This is a genomic window from Aeromonas sp. AE23HZ002T15, from assembly GCF_054165525.2.
On record NZ_CM201342.1, the window covers coordinates 543,486 to 566,164 of the forward strand.

Below are 22,679 nucleotides of genomic sequence, written 5' to 3' on the forward strand. Positions count from 1 at the left end.
TTGAAGTCAGGGAAGCTGTATGGCCACCATTCATGTAGACGGTAAAGAGTACGAGGTAGACGGGGCAGACAACCTGCTGCAAGCCTGTCTGTCTTTAGGGTTGGACGTCCCCTATTTTTGCTGGCACCCGGCGCTCGGTAGCGTCGGCGCCTGCCGCCAGTGTGCGGTCAAGCAGTATCAGAATGCCGACGACAAGCGCGGCCGCCTGGTCATGTCCTGCATGACCCCCTCCACCGATGGCAGTTACATCTCCATCGAGGACGAGGAGGCGAAAGAGTTTCGCAAGTGCGTGGTGGAGTGGCAGATGACCAACCACCCCCACGACTGCCCGGTGTGTGAAGAGGGGGGCGCCTGCCACCTGCAGGACATGACGGTGATGACGGGCCACAACAGCCGTCGCTACCGCTTCACCAAGCGCACCCACCAGAACCAGGATCTGGGCCCCTTCATCAGCCACGAGATGAACCGCTGCATCGCCTGCTATCGCTGCGTCCGCTACTACAAGGACTACGCGGGCGGCGAGGATCTCGGGGTCTATGGCGCCCACGACAACGTCTACTTCGGTCGGGTCGAGGACGGCACCCTGGAGAGCGAGTTCTCAGGCAACCTGGTGGAGGTCTGCCCCACCGGCGTCTTCACCGACAAGACCCACTCCGAGCGCTACAACCGCAAGTGGGACATGCAGTTCGCCCCCAGCATCTGCCAAGGGTGCTCGGTCGGCTGCAACATCAGCCCGGGTGAGCGCTACGGCGAGCTGCGCCGCATCGAGAACCGCTACCACGGCGCCCTGAACCACTACTTCCTGTGCGATCGCGGCCGCTTCGGCTACGGTCACGTCAATCTGGCCGAGCGCCCCCGCCAACCCCTGCTGCGGGACGGCGGTGACAGGCTCGCCATCACGGTGGACGGCGCCCTGAACCGCGCTGCCGATGCCCTGCGTACCAGCGCCGGCGTCATCGGCATCGGCTCCCCCCGCGCCTCGCTGGAGAGCAACTTCGCCCTGCGCGAACTGGTGGGCGCCGCCAACTTCTACAGCGGCGTTGAGCAGAGCGAATGGGAGTGCCTGCAGAAGATGCTGCAGATCCTGCAGCACGGCGGCGTACGTACCCCGAGCCTGCGTGACATGGAAGAGGCCGACGCCGTGCTGGTGCTCGGCGAGGACGTCACCCAGACCGCCGCCCGCATCGCCCTGGCCCTGCGCCAGGCGGTCAAGGGCAAGGCCCGCGAGATCGCCCGCAAGATGAAGGTGGATCTCTGGCAGGTTGCCGCTGTGCAGACCCTGGGTCAGAACGAGCGCTACCCGCTGCTCATCACCAGCCTGGACAGCACCCGCCTCGACGACGTGGCGAGCGGCACTCTGCACGCCCCCCACGCGGATCAGGCGCGCCTCGGTTTCGCCATCGCGCACCTGCTGGACGGCTCGGCCCCGGCCCTGACTGACCTCTCCCCCGAGCAGCAGGCCCTGGCCGCCCAGTGGGCCGAGTTGCTCGGCAACGCCAAGAAGCCGCTTATCATCGCAGGCTCGGGTGCCCGTTCCCAGGCCCTGCTCGAGGCGGCCAGCAACATAGCCCGCGCCCTCAAGGGCCGCGGTCAGGCCGTGGAGATCGCCCTGGTGGCGCAAGAGGCCAACAGCCTGGGTCTGGCCATGCTGGCCCAGGACGCCGCCCCGCTGGAGGCCGCCCTTGCCCGCATCGAAGGAGAGGACTCCCTCTCCCTCATCGCCCTCGAGAACGATCTCTACCGCCGCGCCCCCCGCAGCCGGGTGGATGCGGCCCTCGAGCGCCTGCAACACCTGCTGGTGGTGGATCATCAGGACACCGCCACCGCCCAGAAGGCCGGCCTGGTACTGCCCGCCGCCAGCTTCGCCGAGGCGGACGGCACGCTCATCAACATGGAAGGCCGCGCCCAGCGCTTCTTCCAGGTCTATGCCCCCGCCTTCTACGACGCCGACATCCAGGTGCGCGAAGGCTGGCGCTGGCTGGCCGCCCTGCAAGGGGTGCTGGACAGGAAGCCCCTGCGCTGGAACACCTTCGACGAGGTGAGTGCGGCCTGCGCCGCCAGCGCCCTGCTGCTCAACACCATGCGCGAAGCCGCCCCCAACGCCGGCCTGCGCATCCGTGGCATGAAGCTCGCCCGCGAGCCACACCGCTACAGCGGCCGTACCTCCATGCTGGCGGATCAGAACGTGAGCGAGCCCAGGGTCGCGCAAGATCCCGACTCACCGTTCGCCTTCTCCATGGAAGGCTACGCCGGTGCCCGCCAACCCCTGCAACAGGTACCCTTCGCCTGGGCGCCGGGCTGGAACTCGCCCTCTGCCTGGAACAAGTTTCAGGACGAGGTGGGTGGCAACCTGCGTGCCGGGGACCCCGGTCGCCGTCTGCTGGAACCGGGCGAGGATAGCCTGGGCTGGTTCAATAGCATCCCCGCCCCCTTCGGCGCCCAGGCGGCCCTGCGGGTGGTGAGTTACGATCAGCTGTTCGGCGCCGAGGAGCTCTCCGCCAAGAGCCCGGTCATCCAGGCCCGCATGGCGGAATCCACCCTGGTACTGAATCCGGCGGACGCCAACCGTCTCTCTCTCAATGCCGGCAGTCAGGTCGCCCTCTCCTGGGGTGGCAACCACTGGCGTCTGCGCCTGCACCTGAGTGACAAGCTGGCCCAGGGGCTGCTCGGGCTGCCACTCGGGGTGAACGGTCTGCCGACCGCCCTGCATCACGCCCTTATCGATAACCTGCAGGAGGTCATCGCATGAGCGACTCCCTGATCGATCTGCTGATTGAGATCGGCAAGGCCCTGATAGTGCTGGTGGGGATCGTGGGGGCCGGCGCCTTCATGAGCTTCATCGAGCGCCGTCTGCTGGCCCTCTGGCAGGACCGTTACGGCCCCAACCGGGTTGGCCCCTTCGGCCTGCTGCAGCTGGCGGCCGACATGGTCAAGATGTTCTTCAAGGAGGACTGGATCCCGCCGTTCGCGGATCGCCGGATCTTCGTGCTGGCCCCCATCATCGCCTTCACCGCCTTCATTCTGGCGTTTGCGGTGGTCCCCATCACCCCCACCTGGGGCGTGGCGGACCTCAACGTGGGCCTGCTCTACATCCTGGCCATCGCGGGGCTGGCGGTCTATGCCGTGCTGTTCGCCGGCTGGTCGAGCAACAACAAGTACTCCTTGCTCGGCAGCCTGCGCGCCTCGGCCCAGACCCTCTCCTACGAGGTGTTCCTCGGCCTGTCCCTCATGGGCATAGTCATCCAGACCGGCAGCTTCAACCTCCGCGACATCGTCGAGGCGCAAGCCGGCATGTGGAACGTGATCCCCCAGATCCTGGGTTTCGTCACCTTCCTGTTCGCCGGCGTCGCCGTCACCCACCGCCATCCGTTCGATCAGCCGGAGGCCGAGCAGGAGCTCGCCGACGGCTACCACATCGAATACGCGGGCATGAAATGGGGTCTGTTCTTCGTGGGCGAATACATTGGCATCGTGCTGATCTCTTCCCTCATCGTGACCCTGTTCTTCGGTGGCTGGCACGGCCCCTGGCTGCCCCCCTTCATCTGGTTCGCCCTGAAGACCGCCTGTTTCATGGTGTTCTTCATCCTGCTGCGGGCCTCCCTGCCCCGCCCGCGCTTCGACCAGGTGATGTCCTTTGGCTGGAAGGTCTGCCTGCCGCTGACCCTGCTCAACATGCTGGTCACCGGCGCCGTGGTGCTGATGAATGCGTAACAAGGCCGATATGGATATGACGACTGTGAGGCCGTCTGCGACCCCGAACCGGGCAGACGCCAGTGCTGATAAATGTGCAGTGAGGCACCTATGAAGATTACGAGCATTATCAAGGGTGTTGGTACCCAATTGCGCAGCCTGGGGATGGTGTTCTCCCATGCCTGGCGCCCCCGCGAGACCCTGAGCTATCCGGAGCAGGCCGTCTATGCGGCCCCCCGTTTTCGCGGCCGCATCATACTGACCCGGGATCCCGACGGCGACGAGCGCTGCGTGGCGTGCAACCTGTGCGCCGTGGCCTGTCCGGTCGGCTGCATCTCCCTGCAGAAGGCGGAGCGTGACGACGGCCGCTGGTATCCGGAGTTCTTCCGCATCAACTTCTCCCGCTGCATCTTCTGCGGCCTGTGCGAGGAGGCCTGCCCCACCACCGCCATCCAGCTCACCCCGGATTTCGAGATGGGGGAGTATCGTCGCCAAGATCTGGTGTACGAGAAGGAAGACCTGCTGATCAGCGGCCCCGGCAAATACCCGGACTACAACTTCTACCGCATGAGCGGGATGGCCATCGACGGCAAGCCGAAAGGGGATGCCGAGAACGAAGCCAAGCCCATCGATGTCAAGAGCCTGCTGCCCTGAGGAGTCATTCATGGAACTGGCATTCTATGCCGCGGCCCTGGTCGCCATTTACAGCACGTTGCGGGTGATCAGCACCAGCAATCCCATGCACGCGCTGCTCAACCTCATCATCTCCCTCATCGCCGTGGCCATGATCTTCTTCTGCCTGGGTGCCTCCTTCGCGGGCGCCCTGCAGGTGATCGTCTACGCCGGCGCCATCATGGTGCTGTTCGTGTTCGTGGTGATGATGCTGAACCTGGGGAGCGCCCAGGATCAGGAGAAGAAGTGGCTCACCCCCACCACCTGGGGTGGTCCCGCCCTGCTCTCCCTCATCCTGCTCGGCTTCCTGGCCCACGGCATCCTCGGGGTGACCGGCGGCGAGCTTGGGCTGACCGATGTCAGCGCCAAGGAGGTCGGCATCGCCCTGTTCGGCCCCTATGTGCTGGCGGTGGAGCTCGCCTCCATCCTGCTGCTGGCGGGTCTGGTCACCGCCTATCACCTGGGCCGTGAGGACAAGCGCGGGGAAGTGCTCTCCGTCCCGAAAACCGCCCCGCAACCGAACCAAGAAGGAGGTCAGCAATGAGTGGTATCCCTATGGAGCACGGTCTTCTGCTGGCGGCCATCCTGTTCGCCATCGGTCTGTGCGGCCTGCTTATTCGTCGTAACTTGCTGTTTATCCTCATGAGTATCGAGATCATGATGAATGCGTCCGCCCTGGCGTTCGTGGTGGCTGGCAGCCGCTGGGCCCAGGCCGATGGCCAGATCATGTACATACTGGTGATTTCTCTGGCGGCAGCGGAGGCCAGCATCGGCCTCGCCCTGTTACTGCTGCTCTATCGTCGTTACCACACCCTGAACGTGGACACTGTGAGCGAGATGCGCGGATGAGCCTCCTATACCTGACTTTCCTGTTCCCGCTGCTGGGATGGCTGCTGCTGGCCTTCTCCATCGGCCGCCTCGGTGAGCGCACCTCGGCCCTCATCGGCGTCGGCAGTATAGGCCTGTCGGCCCTGACCACGATCTGGGTCGGGTTCGACTTCCTCAATCACACGCCGGAAGGCGGTGTCTACACCCAGACCCTGTGGCAGTGGATGTCGGTGGGCGAGTTCCAGCCCGCCTTCCGCCTCTCCTTGGATGGGCTGTCGCTCACCATGCTGGGGGTGGTGACCGGGGTGGGCTTCTTCATCCACCTGTTCGCCTCCTGGTACATGCGTGGGGAAGAGGGCTACTCCCGCTTCTTCACCTACACCAACCTCTTCATCGCCAGCATGCTGTTCCTGGTGCTGGCCGATGACCTGCTGTTCGTCTATCTCGGCTGGGAAGGGGTAGGGCTGTGCAGCTACCTGCTGATCGGCTTCTACTACCGCAACCCCGCCAACGGCGCGGCCGCCCTCAAGGCGTTCGTGGTGACCCGGGTCGGTGACGTCTTCCTCGCTATCGGTCTGTTCGTGCTCTATCGGGAGCTCGGCACCCTCAACATCCAGGAGCTGCTGGTGCGTGCCCCGGCCATGTTTGCCGAAGGCTCCCCTGCCCTGTCGTTCGCCTGCCTGATGCTGCTCGGCGGCGCGGTCGGCAAATCCGCCCAGCTGCCGCTGCAGACCTGGCTGGCAGACGCCATGGCGGGTCCGACCCCGGTCTCGGCGCTGATCCACGCGGCCACCATGGTGACGGCGGGGGTTTACCTGATCGCCCGTACCCACGGCCTCTTCCTGCTGGCACCCGAGATCCTGCATCTGGTGGCCATGGTGGGTGCCATCACCCTGGTGCTGGCGGGCTTCGCGGCCCTGGTGCAGACCGACATCAAGCGGATCCTGGCCTACTCCACCATGAGCCAGATCGGCTACATGTTCCTGGCCCTCGGCGTTGGCGCATGGGAAGGGGCCATCTTCCACCTGATGACCCACGCCTTCTTCAAGGCGCTGCTGTTCCTCTCCGCCGGTGCCGTCATCGTCGCGACCCACCACGAGCAGAACATCTTCAAGATGGGGGGCCTGCGCAAGAGCCTGCCGCTGGTCTATGCCTGCTTCCTGGTGGGGGGCTCGGCCCTGGCCGCGCTGCCCCTGGTGACCGCCGGCTTCTACAGTAAGGACGCCATCCTCTGGCAGGTACAGGCCAGTGGCCAGAGCGCCCTGCTGTGGGCGGGTCTGGTGGGGGCCTTCCTGACCTCCCTCTACACCTTCCGCCTGATCTTCATCGCCTTCCACGGCAAGGCGCAGACCGAGGCCCACGCCGGTCACGGCCTGGCCCACCAGCTGCCGCTGCTGGTGCTGCTGGTGCTCTCCACCGCGGTCGGTGCCTGGATCACGCCGCCGCTGGCCGGTGTGCTGCCGGCGGGCCCGGGGGATCACATCGAAGAGGGGCGCCACAGCCTCGAGATCCTCTCCGGCGTCATCGCCGTGGCAGGTATCGCGCTCGCCGCCTTCCTGTTCCTCGGCGAGCGTCGTCTGGCCAAGGGTATCGCAGAGAGCGCCCCCGGCCGTCTGCTGAGCACCCTCTGGTTCAACGCCTGGGGCTTTGACTGGCTCTATGACCTGCTCTGGGTCAAGCCCTACCTGCTGGTGACCCGGCTGCTTGGCAAGGATCCTCTGGATCGGGCGATGAACCTGCCCGCCGTGCTGGCCCAGGCGGGCCACCAGCTGCTGGCCTGGACAGTCTCCGGCAAGTTGCGCTGGTACGCGGCCTCCATGGGGATGGGCGCCGCCCTGATCCTGGCCCTGCTGCTGCTCGGCTGAGGGTGCGCGACATGAGACAACACTCTGCGGCAGGCCAGGTGCCTGCCCCATTAGAACTAGAACCTAGACGAGAGCTGATATCGTGACCTTACTCTGGATCTTGTTAATTCCTTTTATCGGCGGCTTGATCTGCTGGCAGATGGAGCGCCTCGGCGGGCAGTTCGTCCGCTGGGTCGCCCTGCTCTCCATGGGCGCCTGCTTGCTGCTCTCCGGTGCCATCTGGCTTGGGAGTGACTTCTCCCTGGCCAACCCCGGCATCCCGGTCTGGGCGGCGGAGTGGCAACTGCCCTGGATCCCCCGCTTCGGCATCTCCTTGCACCTGGCGGTAGACGGCCTCTCCTTGCTGATGGTGATGCTCACCAGCTTCATCGGCGTGCTGGCCATCCTCTGTTCCTGGAAGGAAATCGTGCAGCGCATCGGCTTCTTCCACCTGAACCTGCTGTGGATCCTGGGTGGTGTGCTCGGCGTCTTCATGGCGGTGGATCTCTTCCTCTTCTTCTTCTTCTGGGAGATGATGCTGGTCCCCATGTACTTCCTGATCGCGCTCTGGGGTCATTCGGTCACCGACGGCAAGTCCCGCATCAACGCGGCCACCAAGTTCTTCATCTACACCCAGGCGAGCGGCCTCATCATGCTGGTCGCCATCCTGGGGCTGGTGCTGACCCACCACAGCGCCACCGGCGTCTTCACCTTCAACTATCAGGATCTGCTGAGCACCCCCATGAGCATGGGCGTGCAGTGGCTGCTGATGCTGGGCTTCTTCATCGCCTTCGCGGTCAAGATGCCCTTGGTGCCCCTGCACGGCTGGCTGCCGGATGCCCATAGCCAGGCGCCGACCGCGGGCTCCGTGGACCTGGCGGGCATCCTGCTGAAGACCGCCGCCTACGGCCTGCTGCGCTTCACCCTGCCGCTCTTCCCCGACGCCTCCGCCGCCTTCGCCCCCTACGCCATGGGGCTTGGTCTGTTTGGTATCGTCTACGGCGCCCTGCTGGCGTTTGCCCAGACCGACATCAAGCGTCTGGTGGCCTACACCAGCATCTCCCACATGGGCTTCGTGATGATCGCCATCTATTCCGGCAGCGAGCTGGCCCTGCAGGGCGCGGTCGTGCAGATGATCGCCCACGGCCTCTCCGCCGCCGGCCTCTTCATCCTGTGCGGTCAACTCTATGAACGCCTGCACACCCGGGATCTGCGCCAGATGGGTGGCCTCTGGGGACGGCTGCGCTACCTGCCCGGCGTGATGCTGTTCTTCTCGGTCGCCTCCCTGGGCATGCCGGGAACCGGCAACTTCATCGGCGAGTTCCTGATCCTCATCGGCAGCTTCCAGGTGGCCCCCATCATGACCATCATCGCCACCTTCGGCCTGGTGCTGGCCTCGGTCTACTCCCTCATCATGCTGCAGCGCGCCTGCTTCGGCGCCCCCAAGGACGAAAAGGTCCTCAAGGGGCTGGACAAGCGGGAGCTCGCCATGATGCTGACTATCGCCGGCCTGCTGGTGCTGCTCGGCCTCTATCCCCAGCCGGTGCTGGATACCGCCAGCAGCAGCCTCTTGAGCGTGCTGCACTGGTATGCGCTGCCGGCCACAGGAGCACTGTGATGATGCCTTCTCTTTCGTCGTCCTTGTCCACGTCAGGAGCACTCTCATGACGCTTATCGCCTCTCAACTGCCGTCATGGCCGCTGGCCACAGGAGCACTCTCATGACGTTCACTGCCGCGCAACTGCTGGCCCTGCTGCCGCTGCTGCTGACTACCGGGGCCATGGTGGCCCTGATGCTGGCCATCGCCTGGAAACGCTGCGATGACACCGCCTTCGTGGTGACCATCACGGGTCTGAACCTGGCCCTCTTCTCCCTGCCCATCGTCATGGCGCAGGGGGATCAGGGGGTCACTCCCCTGCTGCAGGTGGACAGCTACGCCGTCTTCTACATGGGGCTGGTACTGATCGGTGCCCTGGCCACCTGTACCTTCGGCCGCTCTTGGCTCAAGGGCTACCCGGACAACCGGGAAGAGTTCTACCTGCTGCTGCTGATCGCTACCGCCGGTGGCCTGGTGCTGGCGGGCTCCCATCACCTGGCGTCCCTCTTCATCGGGATCGAGATGCTGACCCTGCCCATGTTCGGCCTGGTGGGTTATGCCTACCGTGAACGTCACTCTCTGGAGGCCAGCATCAAGTACATGGTGCTCTCCGCCACCGCCACCGCCTTCCTGCTGTTCGGCATGGCGCTGCTCTACGCCCAGTCGGGGAGCCTCAGCTTCAGCGACCTCGGCCTGACCCTGGCCCAGAGCCCGGCGCACCATCCGCTGTTGATGGGCGGCTTCGGCTTGATGCTGGTCGGGTTTGCCTTCAAGCTCTCCCTGGCTCCCTTCCACCTCTGGACCCCGGACGTCTACGAAGGGGCCCCGGCACCGGTGGCGACCTTCCTGGCCACCGTCAGCAAGATCGCCGTGTTCTGCGTGCTGCTGCGCTTCTACTTGGCGGTGCCGGCCACCTCGGATCCCATGATCCACTGGTTGCTGGCAGCCATGGCAGTCATCTCCATCGTCATCGGAAACCTGCTGGCCCTGATCCAGACCAACATCAAGCGGATGATGGGCTACTCCTCCATCTCCCACTTCGGCTATCTGCTGGCGGTGGTGGTGGCGAGCCGCCTCGGCCAGATCCCGGTGGAAGCGGCGGGCGTCTACCTGCTGATGTACCTCTTCACCAGCCTGGGGGCCTTCGGCGTCATCAGCATGATGTCCAGCCCTTACCGCGGCAAGGATGCGGACTCCCTGCACAGCTACCGCGGCCTGTTCTGGAAGCGCCCCTACCTGACGGCGGTGATGACGGTGATGATGCTGTCGCTCGCGGGTATCCCCATGACCCTGGGCTTCATCGGCAAGTTCTACCTCATCGGCGTCACCGTCGAGGCGCAGCTGTGGTGGCTCTCCGGCGCCATCGTCCTCGGCAGCGCCCTGGGGCTCTACTACTACCTGCGCGTCATGATCACCCTCTACCTGAGGGAACCCGGCATGCAACTGCGCGATGCTACCGCCGACTGGGCCTTCTCCTCCGGTGGCCTGGTGGTGTTGCTCTCCGCCATCCTGGTGGTGGCACTGGGTATCTACCCCCAGCCGGTCATCAGCCTGGTGCAGGGCTTCCAGAACGTGGTCTTGCGCTGACAAGCAGTCAGCCCTGCAAAACCGGCCCCAGTGGCCGGTTTTTTTATATCCCGATCTAACGGGAAGTCACTATGTTCAAACCCGGTAAACCCCCGGCTCAGCCCCTCCCCTTCCCTCTCACCATCCTCCACAAGCGATCGGATCCCCAAATCTGAATAGAAGGGTATTGAACGCTATTGAAGCAGCGAGGCAGGATGATCCATCCCCTCTCCTGCGCCCATAAAAAAACCGGCCCTAGGGCCGGTTTCTCATTGCTGTCGAGTTGAGCCTGAGATTAACCCAGACGCACGCGGGCGTTTCTGAACATCCGCATCCAGGCACCATCCTCGCCCCAGTTGTCCGGGTGCCAGGAGTTCGCCACTGTGCGGAACACCCGCTCAGGGTGCGGCATCATGATGGTTGCGCGGCCATCCGCCGTGGTGACGGCACAGATGCCGTCCGGCGAGCCGTTCGGGTTGGCCGGGTACTGCTCGGTGACCTGACCACGGTTGTCCACGAAACGCAGACCCACCAGGGCGCTCTGTTGCAGTGCGTTCAGGTGGGCGCTGTCACGCACCTCCACCCGCCCTTCCCCGTGGGAAACGGCGATGGGCATGACGGAGCCCTTCATGCCGGCGAAGAAGGCGGATGGAGAGTCCTGCACCTCCACCAGGCTGAAGCGCGCCTCGAAGCGCTCGGAGCGGTTGCGCACGAAGCGTGGCCAGAGCTCGGCCCCCGGGATGAGATCCCGCAGGTTGGACATCATCTGGCAGCCGTTGCACACGCCAAGGGACAAGGTGTCACCGCGTTCGAAGAAGCGCTGGAACTGCCCGCGGGCGCCGTCGTTGAACAGGATGGACTTGGCCCAGCCCTCGCCCGCCCCCAGCACGTCGCCGTAGGAGAAGCCGCCACAGGCCACCAGGGTCTGGAACTCCTCCAGCTTGATGCGTCCGCTCAGAATGTCGCTCATATGTACGTCGACGGCGGTGAAGCCGGCGCGGTCGAAGGCGGCCGCCATCTCCACGTGGGAGTTGACCCCCTGCTCGCGCAGCACCGCCAGACGGGGGGAGACACCACGGGCGATATAGGGGGCAGCCACATCCTCTGACGGGTTGTAGGTCAGCCTGGCCTGCAGACCCGGATCCGTCGCATCCTGACGGGCGGCGTGTTCACTGTCCGCGCATTCCGGGTTGTCCCGCAGGCGCTGCATCTGCCAGCTGGTTTCGCCCCAGATGGTGCGAAGGGCGGTACGGCTGGCGCGATACACATCCTGGCCTGCGCGCTGGAACAGGATGAGGTCGTCTTCCCGCACCGTGCCGAGCACGTGGGAGCAGGCGGCCAGGCCGTGACCGGCCAACAGAGTCAGCACGGCTTCCTTGTCCTCGCGGCGGATCTGGATGACGGCACCTAGCTCCTCGTTGAACAGGGCAGGCAGCAGGTCGCCACCGATGCGGTCGAGCTGGATGTCGAGGCCGCAGTGACCGGCGAAGGCCATCTCGGTCAGGGTGACGAAGAGGCCGCCGTCGGACCTGTCGTGGTAGGCGATGAGTTTTCTGTCCGCCACCAGCGCCTGGATGGCGTTGAAGAAGCCCTTGAGCTGCACCGGGTTGTCGAGATCCGGCGCGCTTTGTCCAAGCTGGCGATAGACCTGGGCCAGGACCGAGGCGCCGAGGCGCTGCTTGCCGTTGCCAAGGTCGATGAGGATCAAGTCAGTTTCACCGAGATCGGTGCGCAGTTGCGGGGTGACGGTATTGCGCACGTCTTCCACCCGGGCAAACGCCGAGATGAGCAGGGAGAGCGGCGAGGTGACGCTGTGATCCACCCCGTCCTGCTGCCAGCGTGTCTTCATGGACATGGAGTCCTTGCCCACCGGGATGGTGATACCGAGGGCCGGGCAGAGCTCTTCCCCCACCGCCTTGACCGCCTCGTAGAGGCCGGCGTCTTCGCCGGGGTGACCGGCGGCGGCCATCCAGTTGGCGGAGAGCTTGACCCGCTTGAGCGACCCGATATGAGCAGGCGCCAGGTTCGTCAGGGCCTCGGCCACCGCCATACGGGCGGAGGCGGCATGGGAGAGCAGCGCCACCGGGGTACGCTCACCCATGGACATGGCCTCGCCATGGTAGCCGTCATAGGTGGCGGTGGTGACGGCGCAATCCGCCACCGGGATCTGCCAGGGGCCGACCATCTGATCGCGGTTCACCAGCCCCGTGACGGTGCGATCGCCTATGGTGATGAGGAAGGACTTCTCCGCCACGGTCGGCAGGCGCAGCACCCGCTCGGCGGCCTCGCTCAGGGTGATGCCATCGAGGGCCAGCGGCTTGCCCTGGGCGGGCAGGCTGGCGACGTCGCGATGCATCTTGGGGGCTTTGCCAAGCAGCACGTCCAGCGGCAGGTCGATGGGCTGGTTGTCAAAATGACTGTCCGACAGCGTGAGATGCTTCTCTTCGGTGGCGGTACCGATGACCGCATAGGGGGCGCGCTCGCGCTCGCACAGGGCCTTGAACAGCGGCAGCTTGTCCTGAGCCACCGCCAGCACGTAGCGCTCCTGGGATTCGTTGCACCAGATCTCGAGCGGGCTCATGCCCGGCTCGTCGCTGGCGATGGCACGCAGATCGAACTTGCCGCCCCGCTCGCCGTCGTTCACCAACTCCGGCATGGCATTGGAGAGGCCGCCGGCCCCCACGTCGTGGATGAAGGCGATGGGGTTGTCATCACCGAGCTGCCAGCAGCGGTCGATCACCTCCTGACAGCGGCGCTCCATCTCGGGGTTGTCCCGCTGCACGGAGGCGAAGTCCAGATCCTCGGCGGACTGACCGGAGGCCATGCTCGATGCCGCGCCGCCACCCAGACCGATGTTCATGGCCGGGCCACCCAACACGATGAGGGCGGCCCCCACCGGGATCTCCCCCTTCTGGACGTGCTCGGTGCGGATGTTGCCGATACCGCCCGCCAGCATGATGGGCTTGTGATAACCCCTTACCTCGACGCCGTTGTGGCTCGGCACCTGCTCCTCGAAGGTACGGAAGTAGCCGAGGATGGCCGGACGGCCGAACTCGTTGTTGAAGGCGGCGCCACCCAGCGGCCCCTCCTGCATGATGTCGAAGGCGCTGACGATGCGGCTCGGCTTGCCGAAATCCTGCTCCCAGGGCTGCTCGAAGCCGGGGATGCGCAGGTTGGAGACAGAGAAGCCCACCAGGCCCGCCTTGGGCTTGGCGCCACGACCCGTCGCACCCTCGTCGCGAATTTCGCCGCCGGAGCCGGTGGCCGCCCCCGGGAAGGGGGAGATGGCGGTCGGGTGGTTGTGGGTCTCCACCTTCATCAGGATGTCGACCCGCTCCTGGTGATACTGATACTCGCCGCTGGCGGGGCTGGGGAAGAAGCGGCCCCCTTCGCTCCCTTCCATCACGGCGGCGTTGTCTTTATAGGCAGACAGGACATGGTCTGGCGTCTGCTCGAAGGTGTTCTTGATCATCTTGAACAGCGACTTGGGCTGCTGCTCGCCGTCTATGGTCCAGTCGGCGTTGAAGATCTTGTGACGGCAGTGCTCCGAGTTCGCCTGGGCGAACATGTAGAGCTCGATGTCGTTCGGGTTGCGGCCAAGCTTGGTGAAGTTCGCCACCAGATAGTCGATCTCGTCCTCGGCCAGTGCCAGGCCGAGGGTCACGTTGGCCTCAGCCAGGGCGGCGCGACCGCCCCCCAGCACGTCCACCTGGGTGAAGGGGCGCGGCTCGTGGTGAGCAAACAGGGCGGCCGCCTCGGTCAGCTCGCCAAACACCGTCTCCATCATGCGATCGTGCAGCAAGGCGGCAACCTCGTCACGCTGGGCAAGGGTCAGCTCGCCCTTGGCCTGCACGTAATAGGCGATGCCGCGCTCGAGACGCTTGACCTGATTTAGGCCGCAGTTGTGGGCAATGTCGGTTGCTTTGGAAGACCAGGGGGAGATAGTGCCGGGACGGGGGGTAACGAGGAATAACTGACCGCTTGGGGTGTGTTCTGGGATGGTCGGGCCGTAGCGCAGGAGCTGGCCCAGGGTCGCTCGCTCGGGGGGCGACAATGGGCTAGACAGCTCGGCGAAGTGCACATATTCGGCATAGACGCTCTCTATCTCTACTCCTCTCTGCACGCAGCTTTGCAGCAGCTTGTGGACACGAAACTCAGACAGTGCAGGGGCACCACGCAAGATTTCCATATACCTTTCTCACCAAGTTTTAGAGTGTGGGGGGATTTGAGACGCGCGTATTATAGGGATCAGGCCCACCACGGACAAACGTTTTTCTCATCTCTGGCGATGTGACTCCCTCCACACTCTCTGGTATAAAGGAGCCTCTTTTTTGACAAATGCCGATTTTTTCAACAAGGGTACTCACCTACTTGCGCTGCATTTTTCGACTGTTTATCGGGATCGTGATGACCCTGGCCCTAGCCGGTTGTGACTTCTACTCCCCCTCCAGCCAGCTGGAGCAGATCCGCCAACGGGGCGAGATCCGGGTTGGCACCCTCTATGGCCCCACCTCTTATTACCAGCGAGACGACGTCGCCCAGGGCTTCGATTACGAGCTCGCCCAACACTATGCCGACTGGCTGGGGGTCAAGCTGACCATCATCCCCGCCTACAGCACCGCCGAGCTGGTGGAGATGCTGGAGAAGGGGAAACTCGATCTCGCCGCCGCCGCCATAGTAGTCACCCCGGAGCGGCGCAAGCTGTTTCGCTTCGGCCCCGGCTTCTATCAGGTCGCCCCCAAGCTGGTCTATCGCAACGGCTCCCCCAGACCCAAGGATCTCGGGGATCTCAAGGGCTCCATCGTCGTACCCGCCGGTTCCACCGGCGAGGATCTGATGAAGGAGCTCGCCAAGCAGCATCCCAATCTCGATTGGAGCATCAACCGGGATGCGGACGTGGAGGAACTGCTCAAGCAGGTGGCAGATGGCGAGGTGGACTACACAGTGGTGCAGGACACCGTCCTGGCCCGTACCCAGCGCTACTACCCCGAGCTCACCGAGGGGATGACGCTCGCCAAGAAGCAGGCGGTGGCCTGGGCCATGACCAAGCTGCCGGATGACAGCCTCTACGCCAGCATCATCGACTTCTTCGGCCAGCGCTTCATGGATGGCTCCATCGCCAAGCTGGACGAGAAGTACTTCGGCCACGTGCAGAACTTCGACTTCGTCGACACCCGCACCTTCCTGCAGCGGGCCAAGAGCCTGCTGCCCAAGTACCAGTCCCTGTTCCAGGCCCACGCCAAGGACATCGACTGGCGACTGCTGGCGGCTATCAGCTACCAGGAGTCCCACTGGGACCCCCAGGCGCGCTCCTACACCGGGGTGCGCGGCATGATGATGCTGACCGGCCCCACCGCCAAGGCCATGGGGGTGAGCGATCGCCTGCACCCGGAGCAGAGCATCAAGGGGGGCGCCCGCTACCTGCAGGAGATGATGGAGAAGGTGCCGGACTCGGTGCCGGAGGATGAGAAGGTCTGGTTTGCCCTCACCGCCTACAACATCGGCTACGGCCACATGATGGACGCCCGTCGCCTCACCAAGGAGCTCGGCAAGAACCCCGACGCCTGGAGCGACGTAAAAGAGGTGCTGCCGCTGCTACAGCAGGCCCGCTGGCACCGCAAGGTACGCTACGGTTACGCCCGCGGCGGCGAGGCGCGCAACTACGTCAACAACGTGCGCCAGTACTACCAGAGCCTGCTCTGGCTCGACAACGAGCAGCAGAAGGCCCAGCGCCGCGAGACCCAGGGGGAGGATGACGGCAGCGAACCCATGGCGCCAACCTCCCCCGTCGCCAGTGCGGAGCGTCCCACCATCATCGCCGAGGTGGTCAAGCAGATCATCACCCCCTGAGGACGCGTCTCGGGGTGTGTTTTCCGGCGCCGTTCTCTGTTAACATTCCCACTGTAAAAGGCTTGTTAAAACCCCCGTTATCACAGCATATTCATCAGCTTGTGATATCAGAGGAATAATGGCGAGCCATGCCAGAGACGCAGGACGAGCAGACAGGAGAAACCAGATGCGAGCCCGAAAAAGATTGCTGGTCAAGAAGACCAAGTGCGCCTGGAGCCCCAGACGCAAGCTCAGACTCAATGACATGAAGCGCAAGATATGGCGCCGAAACCGCTCCTACAGCCTGCTGATTGCGGAGCACACGGAATAAACCCGGCCTTGGCCGGGTTTTTTAATGGCTCAGGCTTGCTCTGCCGGGGTCAGCTCGAACTGCACCGCCCGCTTGGAGATCAGGCTGTTGCAGTGATTGCAGAAGTAATCCACGGCGCCGCACGCCTTGAGCCGCTCCAGCTCCTGCTGACAAGTGGGGCACAGGGCCCGGACCCGGTAGGCGGCCTGACACTGGGGACACCGGGTCTGGTGGCTGCGGCTGTCCAGGCCGCTGTCACAGGCCGGGCACATCAAGGGGTTCATGCTGGGCTCCTCTTCGCGATTAGGGGCATGAACAGCTCAGCTGCCCTCCCCCCGTGTTAAAAAAGAAACGGCTACCAAAGGCAGCCGTTGCAGCGTTACTTCTTGGACTTGGTGCGCGCCTTGAGCAGGCGATCCCGTTGCCGCTCCTGACTCAGGGTCAGGTTGTTCTTCTTGCCCTCGAACGGGTTCACCGACTCCTGGAACTCGACCCGGATCGGGGTGCCCATGATCTTCAGGGACTTGCGGAAGTAGTTGATGAGATACCGCTTGTAGGAGTCCGGCAGATCGTTCAACTGGTTGCCGTGAATGACGATGCGCGGCGGGTTGTAGCCACCGGCGTGGGCATACTTCAGCTTGACCCGGCGACCGTTCACCATGGGGGGCTGGTGATCTTCCTGGGCCATCTGCATGATACGGGTCAGCATGGCGGTGCTGGTACGGCGGGTGGCGGACTGGTACGCCTCCTGGATGGATTCGAACAGGTGGCCGACACCGCTGCCGTGCAGGGCGGAGATGAAGTGCACCCGGGCGAAGTCGATGAAGCCCAGACGACGGTCCAGCTCGTTCTTCACATCTTCCTTCACCTTCTGATCCAGGCCGTCCCACTTGTTCACCACCAGCACCACGGAGCGGCCGGAGTTGAGCACGAAGCCCAGGATGCTCAAGTCCTGATCCGTGATGGTCTCGCGGGCGTCGATCACCAGCAGGCAGACGTTGGCGTCCTCGATGGCCTTGAGGGTCTTGATGACGGAGAACTTCTCCACCGTCTCGTGCACCTTGCCGCGGCGACGGACACCGGCGGTATCGATGACCACATACTTCTGCTCGTCGCGCTCCATGGGGATGTAGACGGAGTCGCGGGTGGTGCCCGGCATGTCGTAGACGATGACGCGGTCTTCCCCCAGCAGGCGGTTGGTCAGGGTCGACTTGCCCACGTTGGGACGCCCGACGATGGCGAACTTGATGGGCAAGTCGGCGAATGGGGTCTCCTTGGTGTCTTCCTTGGTATCCAGATCACCCGCAGCCACCATGCGCAGCAGGGCTTCTTCGTCGAAGTCCTCGTCCAATTCCTCTTGCGCCTCGGCATCGGTACCAGCAGCCTTGAGCAGCTCCTCCAGATGGGGGGCCAGTGCCAGCTCCAGCAGGCTCAGCACGCCACGGCCGTGGGCGGCCGCCATCTGGTACACCTCGCCGAGGGCCAGGCCGTAGAACTCGGAGACGGCGGAGTCACCGTCGATACCATCGGTCTTGTTGGCGACCAGGAACACCTTCTTGTGGGTCTTGCGCAGGTGCTCGGCGATGGCCTGATCCGCGGCGGTCAGGCCAGCGCGCGCATCCACCATGAACAGCACCACATCGGCCTCTTCGATGGCCAGCAGTGACTGCTCGGCCATCTTCAGCTCGATCCCCTCCTCGGTGCCATCAATACCACCGGTATCGACCACGATAAATTCCAGCTCGCCCAGCTTCGCCTGGCCGTATTTGCGGTCCCGGGTCAGGCCGGGGAAGTCGGCAACCAGGGCGTCCCGGGTACGGGTCAGGCGGTTAAACAGGGTGGATTTCCCCACGTTGGGGCGGCCCACCAGGGCAACTACAGGAGTCATAAAAGCCTCATTCTCAAGACGACAAAGGCTCCGGGTCCGAAGACCAGGAGCCGGATATTCAAATTGACGGGTGATCAGGGACGCTGCAAAGCGTACAACTTGCCACCACGGCTCTGCACATACAGGGTGTCACCGTCCACCAGGGGAGCGGCATAGAGACCACTGCTGTCGAGCTGCTGCATGGCCTTGATGGACCCGTCGGTCCGATCCAGCCAGTACAGGTAACCTTCCACATCGCCGACCACCACATAGTCACCCAGGATGACGGGGGCGGTCACGGTGCGGTTTTCGAGCTGGGTGTTGGACCACAGCTCGAGACCGTTGCGTCTGTCCACCGCAAACAGGTGGCTGCGGCTGTCGGTCAGCACGATGGCATTGCCGGTCACCGCGAGATCGCGATAGCCGGAATACTTGCGCTTCCACACCTCGTCGCCGCTCATCAGCTTGCGGGCCATCAGCTGGCCGTTGTAGGCGATGGCATAGAGCTCATCCCCGGCGATGAGGGGGGCGGCGTCCACGTCCACCATGCGATCCAGCTCGGTCGCACCGCGGGGATCCGCCACCTTGGACTGACGCACCGGCTGACCGTTGCTCAGCAGGGCGATGCCCACCTTGCCATCGGCGCGGCCGTAGAGCACGGCACCGTTGGTGATGACGGGGGCACCGGCGCTGCGCAGGGTCAACGGCGGCTGCTCTTCGGACAGGGTCCACTGCTGCTTGCCCTCGTCGGTATCGAGCGCGATCAGGCGGCCCGAGGTGGTCAGCACCACCACACGGCCATCCTCGACGGCGGGGCTCGCCACCACTTCACCGGGCACATTGGTCTGCCACAACACTTCCCCGTCCGTCTCGTTCAGGGCGTAGACCACCCCGTTCTCGGAGCCGAGGAACAGCTTGCCGTAGCGGGAAACCAGGCCACCGGAGAGGCGGGCGCTGCGCTTGTCGGCGTTGATGGGCAGATCGGCCAGATCCACGCTCCACAGCACCTTGCCCGTCTTGCGATCGAAGGCGGTCACGTCACCGTCGCGGGCGGCGGCATAGATGTGATCCTCTTCCACCACAGGCTTGAGCTGGGAGTAGAAGTCACCGATGCCATCGCCGACGGAGGAGGACCACTGGGTGTCGGCGGTGAACGCGGACTCCACCACGGGCAAGGGCGCCATGGGGGTCAGGTCCTCTTCCGAACTGAACAGGGAGCACCCCTGCAGGGCCAGGGAGACAGCCGCCCCCAGCGCCAGTCGTTTGTACAGATTACGCATCCGGAGCCTCACCCGTGGTCACGGCGGGCAGCGCCAGATCGTCCATCTTCAGCTTGAGCTCGCTGCTCGCCTGCAGGCCGCCGGCATCCGCCGCCACCTGATAGGCATCGCGCGCCTCTTCCGGCTTGCCCTGCTTGAGCAGCACGTCGCCGCGGGCCTCGGCCACCTGGGCCTTGAACGCGTCGTTGTCGATCTTGGCGAGCTGAGCCAGGGCCTCGTCGGCCTTGCCCTGCTCATTGAGCACCCGGGCCAGCCGCAGGGCGGCGATGGGACGGATGGCTTCGTCACCCTTGGTGGCGACCTCGGTCAGCTGCTCGGCAGCCAAGTCCAGCTGGTTGGCCTTGACCGCGGCAGCGGCCAGCTCCAGGGCGGCGAGATCGGCGTAGGAGTCGCCCTTGTGGGCGCTGATGAAGCTCTTCGCCTGCTCGATGGCGGCGGCATCGCCCTTGGCGAGCTGAGTGGTCATGGCGTTGTAAGCCGAGGAGGCGGCCTCCTGGTTGGCCAATTGGTGTTCGTTGTAATAACGCCAGCCGAACAGCCCCACCAGACCGATGACGGTCCCGGCAATCACCGAGGTGCCGTTCTCTTTCCACCAGCTCTTGATGACCTCAACCTGTTGTTCTTCGGTGGTATAAACTTCCACAGCTTACTCTCCTTTAGCTGCCAGCAGGGCGATGGCGGCATCGACCTTGAGGGTCTGTTGCTCGGCCTGGCCACGCAGATACTTGATGGTGATCTCCCCGTTTTGCACCTCGGTCTCACCGAGGATCAGGGCAATGGCCGCGCCGCTCTTGTCGGCACGCTTGAGTTGTTTCTTGAAGTTGCCACCACCGCAATGACTCATCAGGCGCAGGTCAGGCAGGGCATCACGCAGCCGCTCGGCGAGCTGGAAGCCAGCCTGCTCGGCCTGCTCACCCACCATGGCGAGATAGACATCCACCGCCGGGCGGATGTCGCCGTTGAGCTCCAGGGTTTCGAGCATCAGCACCAGACGTTCCATCCCCATGGCAAAGCCCACCGCCGGGGTCGGTTGACCGCCGAGCTGCTCCACCAGGCCGTCGTAACGACCGCCGGCACAGACGGTGCCCTGGGCCCCCAGGCTGTTGGTGACCCACTCGAATACGGTGAGGTTGTAGTAGTCGAGACCGCGCACCAGGCGCTCGTTCACCTCGAACTGGATGCCGGCCGCGGTCAGCAGACGCTTGAGCCCCTCGAAGTGAGCCAGGCTCTCCTCCCCCAGGTGATCGAACAGGCGCGGCGCGCCCACCAGGATGGCTTGAATCTTCTCGTCCTTGGAGTCGAGCACCCGCAGCGGGTTGCTGTACATGCGGCGCTGGCTCTCTTCGTCCAGCTGATCCTTGTACTGCTCCAGATAGGCGACCAGGGCATCGCGATAGGCGGCGCGCTCTTCACTCTGACCGAGCGTGTTGAGCTGCAGGGTCACGTGCTCGCCGATGCCGAACAGACGCCACAGGCGATGGGTCAGCATGATGAGCTCGGCGTCGATGTCCGGCCCGTTGATGCCAAACAGCTCGACCCCGAACTGGTGGAACTGGCGATAACGGCCCTTCTGGGGACGCTCGTGACGGAACATGGGGCCCATGTACCACATCCGGCGTTCCTGGTTATACAGCAAGCCGTGCTCGATGCCGGCCCGCACACAGCTGGCGGTGCCTTCGGGGCGCAGGCTCAGGCTGTCGCCGTTGCGATCCTCGAAGGTATACATCTCTTTTTCGACCACATCGGTCACTTCACCGATGGCGCGTTTGAACAGATGAGTCTGTTCGACGATGGGCATGCGCACTTCGCTGTAGCCATAGCTGGCCACGACCTGGCGCAGGATCTGTTCCACTTTCTGCCATACCGGGCTCTGCTCCGGCAGGCAATCATTCATACCGCGAATTGCTTGGATCTGTTTTGCCACGTTGCTACTCGAGAAAAAGACGTGAATTTGGGCCGCATTATAGGGATTTTCGACCCCGAGGTAAAATCAGGGTGCCCGGATGCGGGGTGTAAAATCAACTACCTAAAGTCGGGGCCACCCCAGGTGGCCCCACTTTGATGAAAACTGGCGAGTCAACCCTTGTCCAGCGGGATCTGGTTGGCCGGATCCAGCATGGCCGCCCGGGCGCGAATGCGGCGCTCCAGCACGGGGATGAGGTCCTGGTTGCTGAGCCGGTCGACCCGCTGGCCACCCTCGTAGAAGGCGCTCTTGTTGGCGGCGCCCGCCAGACCCAGATCCGAGACCAGGGCCTCGCCGGGACCGTTGACCACGCAGCCGATGATGGAGACATCCATGGGGGTGATGATATCTTCCAGCCGCTCTTCCAGGGCGTTGACCGTGCCGATCACATCAAACTCCTGACGGGAGCAGGAGGGGCAGGCGATGAAGTTGATGCCGCGGGAGCGAATGCGCAGGGATTTCAGGATATCGAAGCCCACCTTCACCTCCTCCACCGGATCGGCGGCGAGCGAGATGCGCAGGGTATCGCCGATCCCTTCGCTCAGTAGCATGCCAAGGCCGATGGCGGACTTGACCGCGCCGGCGCGAAAACCGCCCGCCTCAGTGATGCCAAGGTGCAGGGGTTGCTCGATCCGCTTGGCCAGCAGGCGATAGGCCCCCACGGCCAGGAAGACGTCGGACGCCTTGACGCTCACCTTGAAGTTCTCGAAGTTGAGACGATCCAGGTAGTCCACGTGGCGCATGGCCGATTCGAGCAGCGCCTCCGGGGTCGGCTCGCCGTACTTCTCCTGAATGTCTTTCTCCAGGGAGCCGCCGTTCACCCCGATGCGGATCGGGATGTTGTAGTGACGGGCGCAGTCGACCACGGCGCGCACCCGCTCCTCGTTGCCGATGTTGCCCGGGTTGATACGCAGGCAGTCGGCCCCGTATTCGGCCACCTTCAGGGCGATACGGTAATCGAAGTGGATGTCGGCGACGATGGGGATGTTGGTCTGCTGCTTGATGAGCTTGAAGGCTTCTGCCGCTTCCATGGTGGGCACCGAGACCCGGACGATATCTGCCCCCACTCGCTCGATCCGCTGGATCTGCTCGACGGTGGCGGCCACGTCCGTGGTCTTGGTGTTGGTCATGGTCTGCACTGTGATGGGGGCATCGCCCCCAACCGGCACCTTGCCGACCATGATCTGTCTGGATTTGCGACGAATAATCGGGGATTCGTGAGCGGACATGACG

At 64.2% G+C, this 22,679-nt stretch carries 17 protein-coding genes; 10 read left to right on the forward strand and 7 right to left on the reverse strand.

Annotated features, from left to right (window positions below; all coding sequences use genetic code 11):
- Positions 1 to 19 precede the first annotated feature (19 nt).
- The 8 genes from nuoG to nuoN all read left to right on the forward strand — a co-directional run bounded on the left by nuoG (position 20) and on the right by nuoN (position 10,218).
- Positions 20 to 2,749: an NADH-quinone oxidoreductase subunit NuoG gene (gene nuoG, locus ACT5M9_RS02375; protein ID WP_457978245.1), complete on the forward strand. Its 2,730-nt coding sequence runs from the start codon at positions 20 to 22 to the stop codon at positions 2,747 to 2,749.
- Positions 2,746 to 3,711, forward strand: coding sequence for an NADH-quinone oxidoreductase subunit NuoH (nuoH, locus tag ACT5M9_RS02380; RefSeq protein WP_438548402.1), 966 nt, complete (start codon positions 2,746 to 2,748; stop codon positions 3,709 to 3,711). The genes nuoG and nuoH overlap by 4 nt, the downstream gene beginning before the upstream one ends.
- A 90-nt stretch (positions 3,712 to 3,801) precedes the next feature.
- Positions 3,802 to 4,344 (forward strand): NADH-quinone oxidoreductase subunit NuoI, encoded by a 543-nt coding sequence (nuoI, locus tag ACT5M9_RS02385; RefSeq protein ID WP_438548403.1) that lies wholly within the window; start codon positions 3,802 to 3,804, stop codon positions 4,342 to 4,344.
- 10 nt (positions 4,345 to 4,354) lie between these two features.
- Positions 4,355 to 4,906: an NADH-quinone oxidoreductase subunit J gene (gene nuoJ, locus ACT5M9_RS02390; protein WP_438548404.1), complete on the forward strand. Its 552-nt coding sequence runs from the start codon at positions 4,355 to 4,357 to the stop codon at positions 4,904 to 4,906.
- Positions 4,903 to 5,211, forward strand: a complete 309-nt coding sequence (gene nuoK, locus ACT5M9_RS02395; protein ID WP_010675036.1) for an NADH-quinone oxidoreductase subunit NuoK — start codon at positions 4,903 to 4,905, stop codon at positions 5,209 to 5,211. The genes nuoJ and nuoK overlap by 4 nt, the downstream gene beginning before the upstream one ends.
- A complete protein-coding gene (gene nuoL / locus ACT5M9_RS02400) occupies positions 5,208 to 7,055 on the forward strand; it encodes an NADH-quinone oxidoreductase subunit L (RefSeq protein ID WP_457978242.1) in 1,848 nt (615 codons plus the stop codon). Before nuoK ends, nuoL begins: the two co-directional genes overlap by 4 nt.
- Positions 7,056 to 7,137: 82 nt before the next feature.
- Complete coding sequence (gene nuoM, locus ACT5M9_RS02405; protein WP_457978240.1) at positions 7,138 to 8,652, forward strand: NADH-quinone oxidoreductase subunit M; 1,515 nt, start codon at positions 7,138 to 7,140, stop codon at positions 8,650 to 8,652.
- A gap of 102 nt (positions 8,653 to 8,754) precedes the next feature.
- A complete protein-coding gene (gene nuoN, locus ACT5M9_RS02410) occupies positions 8,755 to 10,218 on the forward strand; it encodes an NADH-quinone oxidoreductase subunit NuoN (protein ID WP_457978238.1) in 1,464 nt (487 codons plus the stop codon).
- Between the two features lie 274 nt (positions 10,219 to 10,492).
- Here the strand turns inward: nuoN and purL are convergent, their stop codons facing one another.
- The gene (purL, locus tag ACT5M9_RS02415) at positions 10,493 to 14,386 is read right to left on the reverse strand and encodes a phosphoribosylformylglycinamidine synthase (RefSeq protein ID WP_457978236.1); all 3,894 of its coding nucleotides are present in this window, start codon (positions 14,384 to 14,386) and stop codon (positions 10,493 to 10,495) included.
- Positions 14,387 to 14,535: 149 nt separating this feature from the next.
- Here purL and mltF point away from each other — a divergent pair, with 149 nt between their 5' ends.
- Both mltF and ACT5M9_RS02425 read left to right on the forward strand, forming a co-directional pair.
- Positions 14,536 to 16,047, forward strand: a complete 1,512-nt coding sequence (gene mltF / locus ACT5M9_RS02420) for a membrane-bound lytic murein transglycosylase MltF (RefSeq protein ID WP_457978234.1) — start codon at positions 14,536 to 14,538, stop codon at positions 16,045 to 16,047.
- Between the two features lie 166 nt (positions 16,048 to 16,213).
- Complete coding sequence (locus ACT5M9_RS02425) at positions 16,214 to 16,357, forward strand: hypothetical protein (protein ID WP_438548410.1); 144 nt, start codon at positions 16,214 to 16,216, stop codon at positions 16,355 to 16,357.
- A 29-nt stretch (positions 16,358 to 16,386) separates the two neighbouring features.
- On the opposite strand, the gene ACT5M9_RS02430 is transcribed toward ACT5M9_RS02425, so the two are convergent.
- The 6 genes from ACT5M9_RS02430 to ispG all read right to left on the reverse strand — a co-directional run bounded on the left by ACT5M9_RS02430 (position 16,387) and on the right by ispG (position 22,675).
- Positions 16,387 to 16,620 carry a zinc ribbon domain-containing protein gene (locus ACT5M9_RS02430; protein WP_457978232.1) on the reverse strand — a complete coding sequence of 78 codons (234 nt, stop codon included), beginning with the start codon at positions 16,618 to 16,620 and terminating at the stop codon, positions 16,387 to 16,389.
- A gap of 95 nt (positions 16,621 to 16,715) precedes the next feature.
- Entirely contained in the window at positions 16,716 to 18,224 is a 1,509-nt protein-coding gene (der, locus tag ACT5M9_RS02435) for a ribosome biogenesis GTPase Der (protein ID WP_438548412.1), read from the reverse strand.
- Between the two features lie 74 nt (positions 18,225 to 18,298).
- On the reverse strand, positions 18,299 to 19,483 hold the full coding sequence (gene bamB / locus ACT5M9_RS02440; RefSeq protein WP_438548413.1) for an outer membrane protein assembly factor BamB: 1,185 nt from the start codon (positions 19,481 to 19,483) through the stop codon (positions 18,299 to 18,301).
- Positions 19,476 to 20,126 (reverse strand): YfgM family protein, encoded by a 651-nt coding sequence (locus tag ACT5M9_RS02445; protein WP_457978230.1) that lies wholly within the window; start codon positions 20,124 to 20,126, stop codon positions 19,476 to 19,478. The genes bamB and ACT5M9_RS02445 overlap by 8 nt, the downstream gene beginning before the upstream one ends.
- Before the next feature lie 3 nt (positions 20,127 to 20,129).
- On the reverse strand, positions 20,130 to 21,407 hold the full coding sequence (hisS, locus tag ACT5M9_RS02450) for a histidine--tRNA ligase (RefSeq protein ID WP_457978228.1): 1,278 nt from the start codon (positions 21,405 to 21,407) through the stop codon (positions 20,130 to 20,132).
- 152 nt (positions 21,408 to 21,559) lie between these two features.
- Positions 21,560 to 22,675, reverse strand: coding sequence for a flavodoxin-dependent (E)-4-hydroxy-3-methylbut-2-enyl-diphosphate synthase (gene ispG / locus ACT5M9_RS02455; RefSeq protein ID WP_438548416.1), 1,116 nt, complete (start codon positions 22,673 to 22,675; stop codon positions 21,560 to 21,562).
- Positions 22,676 to 22,679: the final 4 nt, after the last annotated feature.